The organism is Rheinheimera soli, assembly GCF_031457405.1.
GTDB lineage: Bacteria > Pseudomonadota > Gammaproteobacteria > Enterobacterales > Alteromonadaceae > Pararheinheimera > Pararheinheimera soli_A.
Map to the genome: position 1 here is coordinate 50,044 of NZ_JAVDWR010000014.1, position 15,854 is coordinate 65,897.

Annotated in this window: 13 protein-coding genes; 9 read left to right on the top strand and 4 right to left on the bottom strand. The window is 45.0% G+C overall.

Annotated elements, in window-relative coordinates:
• Window positions 1-17 precede the first annotated feature (17 nt).
• Genes yidC through rpmH form a run of 4 tightly spaced genes read right to left on the bottom strand, consistent with a single transcriptional unit; the run spans window position 18 to window position 2,396 of the window.
• Window positions 18-1,652 carry a membrane protein insertase YidC gene (gene yidC, locus J2W69_RS15995; protein ID WP_310280403.1) on the bottom strand — a complete coding sequence of 545 codons (1,635 nt, stop codon included), beginning with the start codon at window positions 1,650-1,652 and terminating at the stop codon, window positions 18-20.
• A gap of 3 nt (window positions 1,653-1,655) precedes the next feature.
• Window positions 1,656-1,919 carry a membrane protein insertion efficiency factor YidD gene (gene yidD / locus J2W69_RS16000; protein WP_008897166.1) on the bottom strand — a complete coding sequence of 88 codons (264 nt, stop codon included), beginning with the start codon at window positions 1,917-1,919 and terminating at the stop codon, window positions 1,656-1,658.
• Complete coding sequence (rnpA, locus tag J2W69_RS16005) at window positions 1,871-2,242, bottom strand: ribonuclease P protein component (RefSeq protein WP_083826255.1); 372 nt, start codon at window positions 2,240-2,242, stop codon at window positions 1,871-1,873. The genes yidD and rnpA overlap by 49 nt, the downstream gene beginning before the upstream one ends.
• 19 nt (window positions 2,243-2,261) lie before the next feature.
• Window positions 2,262-2,396, bottom strand: a complete 135-nt coding sequence (gene rpmH / locus J2W69_RS16010; RefSeq protein WP_008897167.1) for a 50S ribosomal protein L34 — start codon at window positions 2,394-2,396, stop codon at window positions 2,262-2,264.
• A 446-nt stretch (window positions 2,397-2,842) separates the two neighbouring features.
• Here rpmH and dnaA point away from each other — a divergent pair, with 446 nt between their 5' ends.
• The 9 genes from dnaA (at window position 2,843) to glyS (ending at window position 15,761) form a co-directional block, all read left to right on the top strand.
• On the top strand, window positions 2,843-4,204 hold the full coding sequence (gene dnaA, locus J2W69_RS16015) for a chromosomal replication initiator protein DnaA (protein WP_310280488.1): 1,362 nt from the start codon (window positions 2,843-2,845) through the stop codon (window positions 4,202-4,204).
• A gap of 12 nt (window positions 4,205-4,216) precedes the next feature.
• Window positions 4,217-5,326, top strand: coding sequence for a DNA polymerase III subunit beta (gene dnaN / locus J2W69_RS16020; RefSeq protein ID WP_008897169.1), 1,110 nt, complete (start codon window positions 4,217-4,219; stop codon window positions 5,324-5,326).
• A 3-nt stretch (window positions 5,327-5,329) separates the two neighbouring features.
• Window positions 5,330-6,430: a DNA replication/repair protein RecF gene (gene recF, locus J2W69_RS16025; protein ID WP_310280407.1), complete on the top strand. Its 1,101-nt coding sequence runs from the start codon at window positions 5,330-5,332 to the stop codon at window positions 6,428-6,430.
• Window positions 6,431-6,432: 2 nt separating this feature from the next.
• Complete coding sequence (gyrB, locus tag J2W69_RS16030) at window positions 6,433-8,853, top strand: DNA topoisomerase (ATP-hydrolyzing) subunit B (RefSeq protein ID WP_310280410.1); 2,421 nt, start codon at window positions 6,433-6,435, stop codon at window positions 8,851-8,853.
• Between the two features lie 153 nt (window positions 8,854-9,006).
• Window positions 9,007-10,017, top strand: a complete 1,011-nt coding sequence (locus J2W69_RS16035) for an SIR2 family protein (protein WP_310280412.1) — start codon at window positions 9,007-9,009, stop codon at window positions 10,015-10,017.
• Window positions 10,018-10,025: 8 nt separating this feature from the next.
• Window positions 10,026-11,756: an ATP-binding protein gene (locus J2W69_RS16040; RefSeq protein ID WP_310280414.1), complete on the top strand. Its 1,731-nt coding sequence runs from the start codon at window positions 10,026-10,028 to the stop codon at window positions 11,754-11,756.
• 434 nt (window positions 11,757-12,190) lie between these two features.
• A complete protein-coding gene (locus tag J2W69_RS16045) occupies window positions 12,191-12,589 on the top strand; it encodes a hypothetical protein (protein ID WP_310280416.1) in 399 nt (132 codons plus the stop codon).
• Window positions 12,590-12,771: 182 nt separating this feature from the next.
• Window positions 12,772-13,704, top strand: a complete 933-nt coding sequence (gene glyQ, locus J2W69_RS16050) for a glycine--tRNA ligase subunit alpha (protein ID WP_233010033.1) — start codon at window positions 12,772-12,774, stop codon at window positions 13,702-13,704.
• A complete protein-coding gene (gene glyS, locus J2W69_RS16055) occupies window positions 13,704-15,761 on the top strand; it encodes a glycine--tRNA ligase subunit beta (RefSeq protein ID WP_310280419.1) in 2,058 nt (685 codons plus the stop codon). Before glyQ ends, glyS begins: the two co-directional genes overlap by 1 nt.
• Window positions 15,762-15,854: the final 93 nt, after the last annotated feature.

Below are 15,854 nucleotides of genomic sequence, written 5' to 3' on the forward strand. Positions count from 1 at the left end.
AGTGTAGCTCAGGAGCATCAGGCCTTAGTGTATAAGCCTTTCTTCTCCATGCCACGGTAGATATACAGCATCTGGGCTAAAGAAATCAGGTTGCTGACTAACCAGTACAGCACCAGACCACTTGGGAACCACAGGAAGAATACTGAGAACACCACAGGCATCCACAGCATAATTTTTTGCTGCATTGGATCTGTCACTGTCATAGGCGTCAGTTTTTGCATCACAAACATACTGATACCAAACAGCACTGGTAATACGTAGTACGGGTCCTGAGTGGACAAATCCTGGATCCATAACATAAATGGAGCCTGACGTAATTCCACACTCTCAACAAATACCCAGTACAGCGCCAGGAAGATTGGCATTTGCACCAGCATAGGTAAGCAGCCACCCATAGGGTTTACTTTTTCTTTGCGGTACAGTTCCATCATGGCCGGGCCCATCTTTGAGCGGTCGTCTTTATAACGGGCCTGCAGTTCGTCAATTTTTGGCTTCAGATTACGCATCTTGGCCATAGATTCGTACTGCACCTTGGTCAGAGGGTACATCAAACCTTTCACAATTAAGGTGATCATAATAATGGCGACACCCCAGTTTCCGACAACAAGTTGGATCTTGGTCAGTAACCAGAATAACGACTGAGAGATAAACCATAAGAAGCCGTAGTCCACTGTCAGATCCAAGCCGTTAGCAATAGCTGCTAAGTTATCCTGATTTTTTGGACCGGCATAAAAAGTTGAAGTGATAGTCAGGCTTTCACCTGCAGCAATAGTTAATTCAGGGCCTCTGACCCCAACTACACCATTGCCACCGCTTACCAGGCTGTACAACTGGTTGTCTGCAGTTTTTTCCGGAACCCAGGCAGCAACAAAGTAGTGCTCCAGCATTGCCACCCAACCACCTTTAGTGGATTTAGCCAGGTTGGTGTCCTGCATATCTTCAAAATCGTATTTTTCATAACGTTTTTCAGAAGTAGAGAACGCCGCACCACGGTAAATAGGCATCATCATATTGCTGCCTTCGCCGTTATCTATGGTTTGCACCAGATGTTGATAAGGCTGAACCAGCTTAGTGCCTGCTGTGGTATTTTTCAGCAGATATTCTACCCGGACATCATATTTGCCAGCGGTAAAAGTGTAGCGTTTTTCAATCTCTAAGCCATTGTGGCTAAAGGTTAAAGGCACTACCACTTGCTGTTCACCTTCTGCCAGCTGATAGCTGTTTTGGGCTACGCTGTATACAGGACGACCGCTGTTGCGTTTGTCATCCGGGCCGTCTGCTAATAAACCCGACTGAGCCACATATTCAAAACCATTTAGCTTACGCATCAACTGATAAGGCTGATCGCTGCCTTTGGTTAAAGTAAAAGCAGGTAAGGTTAAGTCAACAATATCGCCACCTCTGGTGTCGATCTGCACTTTTAATACATCAGTGCTGACAGTAATCACTTGCTGAGTTGCAACAGGGGCTTCAGGCTGAGCGGATGTGCCTGAACTGCTTAATTGCAAGTCCGCTGAACCAGCAGAACTGGTTGTGCTTTGTTCAGTAACAGGAGTTACTGGTTTAGGCGCGTGATCGGTTTGCCATGCCTGCCATAACAATAAGCTAACGAAGGCGAGGGCTATCACTAATAAACTACGTTGAGAATCCATCTGTTAGTTAGTCTCTTTCTGCTTTTGTGGAACCGGGTCTTCACCACCGGGATGTAAGGGGTGACATTTTAATAAACGTTTTGTAGTTAACCAACCACCTTTTACGGCACCAAAGCGTTCTATGGCTTCAATAGCGTAATGAGAACAGGTTGGATAAAACCGACAACTGGGTCCAAATAACGGACTGATCAACTTCTGATAACCACGCACTGTGGAAATTAGCAGTCTTGCACCAGTATTTTGTATTGGCGAGCTATTTTGCCCCATAACTTATCCAGTTGCTTGTGCAATTCTTCATTGGGCGTGTTGCTGATATCACCTTTTACCATCAAAACTAAATCAACAGGCGGAAGTTCATGTTGGTGTAGCCGAAAGCTATCCCGTGAACATCTTTTGATGCGGTTTCGATGCGTGGCTAATTTAACACGTTTTTTGGCAATAGTCAGACCAAGTCTTGGATGAGAAGACTGATTAGGCTTACACAATATGGTAAAGAGAGGAGAAGAAACCCTGAAGGGATTTTGGAAGACATTGTCGAATTCGCGGGGAGTTAACAGACGTAACTCCCTGCTGAATGTATAGCTGACCACGCAGCGCTTACGAATCTGACTAGACTGTTAAGCGCTTGCGGCCTTTAGCACGACGACGTGCAATCACTTGGCGGCCATTTTTAGTAGCCATGCGAGCACGGAAGCCGTGGACGCGAGCACGTTTTAAAACGCTAGGTTGAAATGTTCTTTTCATAACTTCGTCCGTCCGGTCGATATTTACTAAGGGTCTGTGTTTTAGTAAAAACCAAAACGCAGCGATTAAAAAAGAGCGCGAATTCTAAGCGGGTCGGCAGCTGTTGTCAATGCAGATCCTTGTGTTTCTGCTGATCTGATCATTATTTTTTACCGATCTTTAAAAGTTGTCCACAAGGCAGGTGGTTCAGCTGGGATAAAATGTGAGTTGTTTTAAAAAGTTTGTGTTTTTGGACCACTTTGGTCTTATATTTTGCTTGCATATCAGTAAATAGAATAAGATGTTTATTCTTATATAAAACAGGTGGTTACATATTGTTTTTGCCGCTCGACCCATTTTTGCAAAAGTCAATATTGAACTTGTGGATAAGATCATATGATAATGCTGCTCTTTTCACTTACGCCCGCCTAACTAAATAATAATTATTAGGGGCTTTTGGAGATATGGTGTATCAGTCCGTTTGGAAAAATTGCCTCGAAGCGCTCCAGGCCGAGCTACCAGCTCGTGATTTTGGAACCTGGATCCGTCCATTACAAGCTGACAGCTCGCATGACGCACTGACTTTGTATGCGCCTAACCGCTTTGTGTTGGATTGGGTGCGTGACAAATACCTGAACCGGATCAATGAACTGATCCAGGGCTACTGTGGCGATCATGCGCCACGTTTGCGCTTTGATGTAGGTTCAACCCAAAAGCCTTTGGCCGCCCCTGTGAATCAATTGCCACGCATTGCACCAACTGCAGCTCCGGTGGCCGCTATGCCTGAGCCTGCGCCAAAAACTATAGTGAATAGCAACGTCAATGCGAAACACAACTTCGATAACTTTGTAGAAGGTAAATCGAACCAGTTAGCACGCGCTGCTGCCAAGCAAGTGGCCGATAATCCGGGCACTGCTTATAACCCGCTGTTTTTATATGGCGGTACAGGTTTAGGTAAAACTCACTTGTTGCATGCGGTAGGTAACGGCATTCTGGCGAAAAACCCAAATGCCAAAGTCATCTACATGCACTCAGAACGTTTTGTACAGGATATGGTAAAAGCCTTACAAAACAATGCGATAGAAGAATTTAAGCGCTATTATCGTTCTGTTGATGCGCTGCTTATTGATGATATTCAATTCTTCGCGAAAAAAGATCGTTCCCAGGAAGAGTTCTTCCATACCTTTAACGCCTTGCTTGAAGGTAACCAGCAGATCATTTTAACCAGCGATCGTTATCCAAAAGAAATAGACGGCGTGGAAGAGCGCTTAAAAAGTCGTTTCGGTTGGGGTTTAACTATCGCCATAGAACCGCCAGAGCTGGAAACCCGGGTTGCGATCCTGATGCGTAAAGCACAGGAGATCAATATTCGTCTGCCGGAAGAAGTGGCCTTTTTTGTCGCTAAACGTTTGCGCTCTAATGTGCGTGAATTAGAAGGGGCGTTAAACCGTATTTCTGCTAACGCTAACTTTACTGGCCGTCCTATTACCATCGACTTTGTGCGCGAAGCATTACGCGATATGCTGGCGCTACAAGACAAGTTGGTGACGATTGAAAATATTCAGAAAACTGTGGCCGAGTATTACAAAATACGGGTGGCGGATTTATTGTCGAAACGTCGCAGTCGTTCAGTTGCCCGTCCTCGTCAAATGGCGATGGCTCTGGCGAAAGAACTGACCAACCACAGCTTGCCGGAAATTGGTGATGCTTTTGGTGGCCGTGACCACACCACAGTCTTGCATGCGTGTCGTAAAATCGAATCGTTAAAAGAAGAGACGCATGAAATTAAAGAAGATTTCCAAAACTTAATTCGAACATTGTCTTCATAATAGGGAATGGTGATGCAATTTACTATTGAACGCGACGCTCTGCTCAAACCCTTACAAATGGTGTCAGGTGCTATTGAACGGCGCCATACTTTACCTATTTTGTCGAATGTGTTGATTGAAGCGCGCGAAGACGGTCAATTAATTCTGACCGGTACAGACCTTGAAATTGAACTGGTGGCCATGTCACCTATCCAGCAACTGATCAGCCCTGGCCGTATTACTGTGCCGGCGAAAAAGATCCTGGATATTTGCCGCAGCTTGCCCGACACCTCTTTATTAAGTGTCACAGTGCAAGGTGATAACTGTGTCGTCAGCACAGGCAAAAGTAAATTTACTTTGTCGACCTTAAGCGCCAACGATTATCCAAATTTAGAAAGCTGGCAAGGTGAGGTCGACTTACAGTTGCCACGTAATCAGTTGCGTCATTTGTTAGACGACACTGCATTTTCTATGGCAAACCAGGATGTGCGTTATTACCTGAATGGTTTGTTATTTGAAGTAGATAACGGCACTTTACGTTCTGTCGCAACAGACGGTCACCGTCTGGCCATGAGTTCTATCGAACTGGCAGCTACGGCCGGTCATCAAAAACAAATCATTATTCCGCGCAAAGGTGTGCTGGAAGTAATGCGTTTATTAATAGCCGATGATCAGCTGGTGACTTTAAGTTTAGGCCAAAACCATATTCGTTTAACCGACACTCAGTTCAGCTTCAGCTGTAAATTGATTGACGGCCGTTTCCCTGATTATCGCCGTGTATTGCCACGCAACAGCACTAAGCTGGTAACAGCCCATCGTGATGTATTAAAAGATTCCTGTGTTCGAGCTTCTATTTTGTCGAACGAAAAATACCGTGGTGTACGTTTTACTTTGAGTTCAGGCGAGCTGCAAATTGTGGCGAATAACCCTGAGCACGAACAAGCGGAAGAAAGCATTGAAGTGGAATACCAGGGCGATACGCTGGAAATTGGTTTTAACGTAGGCTACTTGCTCGACGTACTGAATACCTTATCAACCGACCTGGTCGTACTGCATTTAAGTGACGGTAATTCCAGTGCGCTGATTGAAGGTGTAGCTGGTAAGTCTGGCGCCATGTATGTTGTGATGCCAATGCGTTTATAGTGAATGGCATTAAATACGCTTAGAATTCAGCAGTTTCGCAACATTGCCGAAGCTCAATTAGAGTTTCGTTCCGGGATAAACCTGATTTATGGCGAAAATGGCAGCGGCAAAACCAGTTTGCTCGAGGCCATTTATTATTTGGCGCATGGCCGTTCTTTTCGCAGCAGCAGACCAGAAAAACTGATCCGCTATGAACAACCGGCATTTTTACTCAATGCCAAAGTTGAAATGGCGCAGCAGATATTAACTCTGGGTTTGCAGCGCGAACGCGAAGGCGAACTACGGATGCGGTTAAACGGGGAAGACCTGAACCGCGTCTCTGAACTGGCGCAGTTGCTGCCGGTTCAATTGATTACCCCAGAGAGCTTTAAGCTTTTATTGGGTGGCCCAAAAGAAAGGCGGCAGTTTTTCGATATGGGATTGTTTCACGTGGAACACAGTTTCTATTCCTCGTGGAGCAAATTGCAGCGTGTACTGAAACATCGCAATGCGTTGTTAAAAACACAAAAGCGTTATAACGATGAATATGCTTACTGGGACCAAAACCTGGCCAGTTTGGCATTTGAATTACAGGCGTTGCGCCAGCGTTATATTTCGGCTTTAGATGCGGCGGTGCATCCTTTGTTGACAGACGCACCCTGGGCTTCGGGTTTAACCATGCAGTTGTATTCAGGCTGGCCCGAACGTATCGAAACCCCGGAGCAATTGCAGCAATTATTGCAGCAAAATTTTCTGCAGGATTTGCGTTTAGGACATTGTCAGTTTGGCCCACAAAAGGCGGATTTAAAGCTGAAAGTAGCGGGCCAGGCTGTAGAAGAAGTGTTGTCGCGTGGACAACTTAAAGTATTACTCTTTGCGCTGAAAGTTGCGCAAAGTAACGTGATTTATAACTACGGTCATAAAAAGCCAGTGTTATTAATTGATGATTTGGCCTCGGAATTAGACGATAATTCCAAGCGTCATATATTTAGTTTTTTAAACACCATTAACTCGCAGGTTTTTATTTCAGCGATTAATACTGATCAGGTTCTGCCAGCAATACCGGATGTGAATCCAGCATTGTTTCACGTGGAACACGGACAGATAACAATACGGACAGAATGAAGATGGCCGAAGAACATATTTACGACTCGTCGAGTATCAAAGTATTAAAAGGCCTGGATGCCGTACGTAAAAGACCCGGTATGTATATCGGTGATACGGACGACGGTTCAGGCTTACACCACATGGTATTCGAAGTCGTCGACAACTCCATCGATGAAGCCTTAGCAGGCCACTGTACTGATGTATGGGTAACTATCCATACCGATAACTCAGTATCAGTACGCGACAACGGTCGTGGTATTCCTACAGATATGCACGAAGAGGGCGTATCTGCAGCTGAAGTCATCATGACGGTATTACACGCCGGTGGTAAATTTGATGATAACTCCTACAAAGTATCAGGTGGTTTGCACGGTGTAGGTGTATCTGTAGTAAACGCTTTATCTGACAAGTTAGAGCTGACCATTCGCCGTAAGCAAAAAGTGCATTCGCAAATCTACCGTTTAGGTGTGCCAGACGCGCCTTTAGCTGTAGTAGGTGAAACTGAAGGCACTGGTACTTCTATTCGTTTTTGGCCAAGCCCAACTATTTTCAGCGATATCAATTACCACTACGATATTCTGGCCAAACGTTTACGCGAATTATCCTTCCTGAACTCTGGTGTCAGCATTATTCTGACCGACGAACGTGACGACAAAACCGACCATTTCAAATACGAAGGTGGTATCGAAGCTTTTGTGCAGTACTTAAACCGCACTAAAACTCCGGTTCACCAGAAAGCCTTTTACTTCACCTCACACCGTGAAGAAGATGGTATTTCTGTAGAAGTAGCAATGCAGTGGAACGATTCCTTCCAGGAAGGTATTTACTGTTTCACGAACAACATTCCACAACGGGATGGTGGTGCTCACTTAGCAGGTTTCCGCTCGGCGTTAACCCGGGTGTTAAACACTTATATTGAGCACGAAGGCTACGCTAAAAAAATGAAAGTTTCGGCCACAGGCGACGACGCCCGTGAAGGTTTAACTGCTGTTATCAGCGTTAAAGTACCGGATCCTAAGTTCAGTTCTCAGACCAAAGACAAGCTGGTTTCCAGTGAAGTGAAATCTGCGGTTGAAAGTGCTATGCACGAAAAACTGAACGAATACCTGTTAGAAAACCCGGGTGAAGCCCGTATCATTGTTGGCAAAATTGTCGACGCAGCCCGTGCCCGTGAAGCTGCCCGTAAAGCCCGTGAAATGACTCGTCGTAAAGGTGCGTTAGATATCGCTGGTTTACCAGGTAAATTGGCCGACTGTCAGGAAAAAGATCCAGCATTATCAGAACTTTACCTGGTAGAGGGTGATTCTGCGGGTGGTTCTGCCAAGCAGGGCCGTAACCGCAAAAATCAGGCTATTCTGCCGTTAAAAGGTAAAATCCTGAACGTAGAAAAAGCCCGTTTCGACAAGATGATTTCATCTCAGGAAGTAGGCACGCTGATCACAGCTTTAGGTTGTGGTATTGGCCGTGACGAATACAACCCGGATAAAACCCGTTACCACAGCATCATCCTGATGACGGATGCTGACGTCGATGGTTCTCACATCCGTACTCTGTTATTGACCTTCTTCTACCGTCAAACCCCAGAGCTGATTGAACGTGGTTACATCTATATTGCTCAGCCGCCTTTATACAAAGTGAAAAAAGGTAAGCAAGAACAATATATTAAAGACGACCCGGCTTTAACTGAATACTTAACCACACTGGCGCTGGATGAAGCGACTTTGCATGTGAATGCAGACGCTCCTGGCATTGGTGGCATGCAGCTGGAAACTTTAGTGCAGCTGTATCATAAAGTGTCAGCCACTATCACTCGTTTAAGCCGTAAGATCCCATCTAACTTACTGAACGAACTGGTGTATGTGCCGGCTCTTACGCCTGAGCTGTGCAAAGACGCTGCTTTAGCTGAAGGCTGGGCCAAGAACATAGTCACCCGTTTGCAAGAGCGTGAAGGCGATGGTTCCAGCTATACGTACGCAGTAGTAGAAGACCGCGAACGTCATCTGTTTATACCAAAAGTCATTATCCGTCAGCACGGTATCGACAACGAATACCTGCTGCATTACGACTTTATCACTTCAGTAGACTACGGCCGTATTGTTGAATTAGGCAGCGCCATAGCTGACCTGATTGAAGAAGGTGGTTATGTCCGTCGTGGTGAAAAAATCAAGCCAATAGAAAGCTTTGTAGAAGGGCTGGAATGGCTGATGGCCGAATCCAAACGTGGTTTATATATCCAGCGTTATAAAGGACTGGGTGAGATGAACCCTGAGCAGTTATGGGAAACCACCATGGATCCAAATACTCGCCGCATGCTGCGCGTGACTATTGAAGACGCCATTGGTGCCGACCAGCTGTTTAGCACGCTGATGGGGGACGACGTAGAACCACGCCGTAACTTTATCGAAGAAAACGCGCTGCGGGTTGCAAACCTGGACGTGTAAGTTTGTTAGACCTGCTAATGGAGACAAACCTTTGTCTCTACTTCGTTGGAAAAAGCCGCATTTGCGGCTTTTTCTTTGCCGAAAGGAACTTGAAACAATATTGTTTGCTAAAACTATTTCCTGTAATGTGGACTGCAGAAAAAGGAGTTTAGTGTGATTACAACAATAGAAAAACAAGCTCAAGAATACTGTGGAAAAGTACCTCTGATTGTTCTTGGTAGTGGTGCATCCGCCGCATATGGGCTTCCCGGAATGTGGGCGTTAGCAAAGCATTTAATGGATACCATTGATACGGCAATCCTCCAACCGGAAGAACAGAAGGCGTGGGAACAATTTTGCTCGCTTTTGAATGATGGTATCGATCTTGAGACCGCTTTGCACAGAGTCCAGATGTCGTCCAATTTGACCCAAACAGTCATTGACGTGACTTGGCGATTGATTCAGAGCGAGGACTTACTTGTTTATAAGAGATTTATAGAAGGTGAGTGTGTTTTTACCCTAGGTAAATTACTCAAACACTTATTCAGGTCAACGCGAACCAAGCTGGACATAATTACCACAAACTATGACAGACTTGCTGAGTACTCTTGTGAGCAAGAAGGCTATTTCAATTTCACCGGATTCTACCCAGGAAATTATCGTAGGATGGCTCAGCTTGGGGAAATAAATGTCAGTCGTAGAGTCGACATCTGGAAAGTGCATGGGTCAATAGACTGGTTTCAGAACGACCAGAATGAAAGTATCGGCATTTCAAATATAGATCAAATCCCGACAAATCATTCCCCTCAAATAGTTACTCCAGGAACTCAAAAATATCAGCGAACTCACTTAGAGCCCTATAGAACAATTATTCAGCATGCTGACAATGCACTGAATAGCTCAAGTGCTTATCTATGTATCGGTTACGGATTCAATGACGAGCACATTCAACCTAAGCTACTAAAACGTTGCATTAGGGACGAAGCTCCAATAATAGTAATAACTCACACAATTACTCCTGCGACTAAAGAATATATTTTGGGAGGCTCAGTAAGTAAGTACCTTGTTATTGAGCGAGGTAACACAGACGAGTCTTCTAGGATTTATTCGTCATCTGTTGGCGAGCCTCTTGAAATAGACAGGAAGCTTTGGAGCTTAGACGGGTTTTTAACACTAATTGTATAAGGATATTTATGTTTGAATTTGAAGACGATGAGGCGCTTGGTAAGGTCATTTCTGTTGATACTGGAAATGTGATTGTAGAAGTCGGAGATGTCGAACAACTTAAGCGGCTTCAAGTTAACCATCTAGCGGTGTTGCAAAGTAGCAGGCCAGGTCAGCATCTAATAGGTTTGATTACGCAGGTAACCCGCAAGAAAATAGCTGACACTTCAGTCTCAATGGATGGAGAAGAGGAAGTTCCAAATGAGCAAAATCTTTGTAAATTATCGTTGATCGGTACTCTATTGGTGAGACATGGCGCTCAAAGAAACGTGTTTAGGCGAACACTTGAAACCGTGCCAGAGATTGACGCAAACTGCTTTTCGTTAGAAGGTGAAAACCTCACTGATTTTATGCGATCGCTTTCAAATATTGCCAATGTGGCGAACCCGTTGACTATCGGAAAGTACACACTTGATGAAAATGCTGTTGCCTATTTAAACGGAAACAAACTATTCCAACGCCACGCGTTTGTTGGTGGTAGCACTGGGTCGGGTAAGTCTTGGACGACTGCTTTAATCATTGAACAAATGGCCCAACTGCCTCACTCTAATGCAATCGTTCTAGACCTCCATGGTGAATATGCGCCATTGACAGGTCATGGTATCCAACAGCTAAAGGTTGCTGGTCCTGCGGACGTTGAAGCTGCTCTCCAAATTACGGACGGGGTTCTATATTTCCCATATTGGCTTCTATCCTATGAGGCATTGGTGTCAATGTTGGTTGACCGTAGTGATCAGAACGCTCCTAACCAAGCTATGGTTATATCAAGAGAAATTAATAATGCAAAGAAGTTATATTTGGAGTCTGTTAATAGACCAGATATTGTAGACAATTTCACTATTGATAGTCCTGTACCATTTGATTTGCAAGAAGTTCTGGGTCGATTGGAGTTCTTAAATAGCGAAATGGTAGCTGGTGCTAAAGCTGGCACTGAAAAGCAAGGTGAGTTTCATGGAAAGCTGGCTCGGCTAATAGCTCGACTAGAAAATAAGATTCAAGACAGGCGGTTAGGGTTCATGTTCCAAGGCGGCTCTGATGTCGTAAATTTTGATTGGCTTGAGCATCTTACTGCTGCATTACTTGGTAGTAGCCAAGAAAATCAAACTGGTGGTATCAAAATTATAAACTTCTCAGAGGTACCGTCAGATATACTGCCTCTTATCGTCTCGTTAGTAGCACGGCTAGCTTTTTCGGTTCAACAGTGGACTCCCAATACATTGAGACATCCAATAGCACTGCTATGTGATGAAGCTCATTTATACATTCCTCAGCGAAACAGTGGGGCTACTGCTGACAATATATCGCTCGACATTTTTGAACGAATTGCGAAGGAAGGACGGAAATACGGCGTTAGTTTGGTTGTCATTAGCCAAAGACCGTCTGAGGTAAATAAAACAGTATTGAGTCAATGTAGTAACTTCATTTCCATGAGATTAAGTAATGCAGAAGACCAAGCCGTGATTAAAAGATTGCTTCCCGATAGTTTAGGGGGCTTTGCCGATATATTGCCAACGTTGGATACAGGAGAAGCATTAATTGTCGGAGACGCAAGTTTACTCCCTAGTAGAATTCGAGTTGATGAACCACAGCAGAAACCAAACAGTGGAACGGTAGATTTTTGGGACGAATGGCAGGTGCCTGCTAAAGTAAACCGCATTTCAGTTGCAGTCGATAATTGGCGTAAGCAAAATATTCAGTAAGGTTGTTTGACCGAAAATCTATTGAACTGATGATGCCATAACGATATTTGAACATGTAACCTGGTAGTTGTTAGTTTGTAAATTGTGATGAACATTGAATTGTTACATTTAGGTTATCCTCCAAAAATAAAAAATGCTCCGACGGTTACGGAGCATTTACTTAATTAAGTTAAAAAATACTTTTTTTGTCGTGCGAAAAATCGATGTTTTATTATCAACCCACTTTGATATCCAAGCAGATATTCATACCTGCTTGGTAAAGATAAAGACCTCACAGATTAAAACGGTAATCTTGATTCACTGATTTAAACACTGCACTTTAGTCTCACAACGAAGTAAAGTCGAAATGTGTTTATACCTCGTTGTTTAAACGTCGTTCGCTCTCGTATCCTGCCCTTAGGATTGCTCAGCAATCGTTTTGATAGGAATATTGTATGACCCATGTTTTGCAGTTAATTACTTGTATTAATAATCACATGCCTTTTACAGATCTCGCTGCCGTCCAGCAGTTCTTGAACACTCTCATGATCTCGGACCAATGCGCCTTGGTAACCGCACTTGCTGTTGGAGAGGATCACTCGCCGTATTGCATCTGGCCAGATGGCTCTGATGCAATGCAGTATGAATTACCGTTTAACCGGTTCATGATCACTGGTAACGGGTTCTCTGGGGGAGAATGGAACATCCAACCTTCGGCTTTTGCGCAGTTCATTTATCAGCGAAATTCATATGGAAAAGAGTGTTTCAAGTGCTTCATCAAAAATGCATTTATGCGAAAACCCAACAATTTTGGTCAGGCACAGACACTACACCAACATTTACATTCTTTTTGAAATCAAAGAAATCACAAACCGCTAATACTTGATTTTAAGGTTGCCTAGACAGCAGCCTTTTTTTTTGAATAGTATTCAAGACCAGTAACATGAAAAAACCCATAAAAAACGCGGCTTAGCGCTACAGTTCAGCGGCGCAAATAGGTATACTTTTCAGTCATTTTTACCAGCAGGTCAGGCTAATGCAAAAGTACGATATGAAGACCTTCCAGGGGTTGATCCTGGCATTACAAGATTATTGGGCACGCCAGGGCTGCGTTATTGTTCAGCCGCTGGATATGGAAGTAGGGGCCGGTACTTTCCATCCTATGACTTTTTTACGTTCTTTAGGCCCGGAGCCTACCAACGTGGCTTATGTGCAGCCTTGCCGCCGTCCTACCGATGGCCGTTACGGTGAAAACCCAAACCGTCTGCAGCACTACTATCAATTTCAGGTGATCTTAAAACCGTCACCAGCCAATATTCAGGAGCTGTATTTAGGTTCCTTACGTGAACTGGGTATTGATACCCTGGTGCACGATATCCGTTTTGTCGAAGACAACTGGGAATCGCCAACGCTGGGCGCCTGGGGTCTGGGTTGGGAAGTGTGGCTAAACGGCATGGAAGTGACTCAGTTCACTTATTTCCAGCAAGTAGGTGGCCTAGAGTGTCGTCCTGTCACAGGCGAAATTACCTATGGTTTAGAGCGTTTGGCGATGTATATCCAGGGCGTCGACAGTATTTATGATCTGGTATGGGCTGACGGTCCTTTAGGCCGTGTCACTTATGGTGATGTATTCCACCAGAACGAAGTAGAGCAATCCACTTACAACTTTGAATATGCTGACGTACCAGCGTTGTTCACTTACTTCGATCAGTGTGAAGCCGAAAGCCAGAAGCTGATTGAAGCAGGTTTAGCTTTACCGGCTTATGAAAAAGTAATGAAAGCCTCGCACGCTTTTAACTTACTGGATGCCCGTCACGCTATTTCTGTGACCGAGCGTCAGCGTTATATTCTGCGGGTTCGCACCCTGGCCAAAGCCTGTGCTGAAGCCTATTTCGCTGCGCGGGAAAAGTTAGGTTTTCCCCTATGTAGTGATAGCAAGCGCCGTAACCAGTCTAAGCAGGAGGCATAATGTCTGTGCAAGATTTTTTCGTAGAAATTGGTACCGAAGAGTTACCACCAAAGGCCTTAAAAACCTTAGCTACTGCCTTTAGCGACAATATTGTTGAAGAGCTGGCAAAACACAACTTAAGCCATGGCGAAGTCAGCTGGTACGCAGCTCCACGCCGTTTAGCCGTTCGTGTCAATCAACTGGCGTTGCAACAGCAAGACAAAGTAGTGGAAAAACGTGGCCCGGCTTTGGCTGCTGCTTTTGATGCTGATGGTCAGCCCACTAAAGCTGCTGCAGCCTGGGCTGCATCAAACGGTATTACTGCTGATCAGGCTGAACGTTTAGAAACAGACAAAGGCGCCTGGTTAATTCATAAAGCGCTGATTAAAGGCGAAAGCACAGCTTCTTTATTACCAGCTGTAATCAGCACTGCTTTAGCTAAGTTGCCAATTGCCAAGCCAATGCGCTGGGGCAATTCAACGGCCGAATTTATCCGCCCTGTGCACACTGTCACCTTGTTATTAGGGGACGATGTAGTACCTGCAACTATTCTGGGCAAAGAGTCAGGCCGTGTCAGTTATGGCCACCGTTTCCATGCACCAGCTTTGGTCGAAATCAAAAATGCCGATGCCTACTTAAGCACGCTGGAACAATCTTATGTCATTGCCGACTTCGCCAAACGTAAAGCCATTATTGCTGAAAACGTGGCAGCAGAGGCCAAAGCCTTAAACGGCGTGGCGCTGATGGATGAAGCTTTGTTGGAAGAAGTGGCCTCTTTAGTTGAATGGCCTGTTGTGCTGGTAGGTTCTTTTGAAGAACGTTTCCTGCAAGTTCCGGCTGAGCCGTTAATCTCCACTATGAAAGACAACCAGAAGTATTTCCCGCTGGTTGATAACAATGGCAAGTTACTGAATAAATTCATTTTTGTGGCCAATATCGCCAGCAAAGACCCAAGCCAGATTATCTCTGGTAACGAAAAAGTAGTGCGTCCACGTTTATCTGATGCTCAGTTCTTTTTTGTGACAGACGCTAAAACCAAACTGGTTGATCGCCTGCCAGCTTTAAGCACTGTATTGTTCCAGCAAAAGCTGGGAACTTTACTTGAGAAATCAGAGCGTATTGCCAAAGTTGCTGCTTTTATTGCTGGCAAAATTGGTGCTGATGTTACTCATGCAGAACGCGCTGGTTTGTTATCTAAAACCGACTTAATGACCAATATGGTTGGCGAGTTCCCTGAAGTGCAGGGCGTGATGGGTATGCATTATGCCCGTCTGGACGGTGAAGCCGAAGCAGTAGCTGTAGCGCTGAACGAGCAATACAAACCACGTTTTGCCGGTGACAGCCTGCCAAGCCAGCTTGAAGCTTGTGCTGTGGCCATTGCCGATAAAATGGATTCGCTGGTTGGTATTTTTGGTATAGGTCAGGCGCCAAAAGGCGACAAAGACCCGTTCGCCTTACGCCGAGCTGCTATTGGTGCGCTGCGTATTATGGTAGAAAAACAGTTACCACTGGATCTGATTGAATTGATTGAATTCAGTAAAACCACCTTTGGTGACAAGCTGACTCAGCAAAGCGTATCGGATGAAGTGCTGGACTTTATGCTTGGCCGCTTCCGTGCATGGTATGAAGGCGAAGGTTTTGGTGTAGACGTGATCCAGGCTGTATTAGCCCGCCGTCCAACCAATCCGGCCGACTTCGACCGTCGTGTTAAAGCCGTAGCTGAATTCCGCAAACTGGACGCCGCTTTAGCTTTAGCCGCCGCCAATAAGCGGGTAGCAAACATTCTGGCCAAAGTCACAGAAGCTATTCCTGCCAGTATCAACAGCGCTCTGCTGAGTGAAGAAGCCGAACAAGCTCTGTATAAGGCCATAGTGGCCGAACAGGCCTATCAGGCCACTGTAAGCAGCTACGCTGAAGGTTTAAGCCATCTGGCCGCCATGCGCGATGTAGTCGATCAGTTCTTCGACAAAGTCATGGTCAACGCCGACGATGCAGCAGTACGCTTAAACCGTCAGGCTTTGTTACAGCAATTACGTGAATTATTCCTGCGCGTAGCGGATATTTCTGTATTGCAGTGATAAGTAACTGATTGATAGTAATTAAAAAAAGGAGCTTCGGCTCCTTTTTTAATTCCCGCACCTAAACACAGAACCTAAAGTTATAGTGAAAAA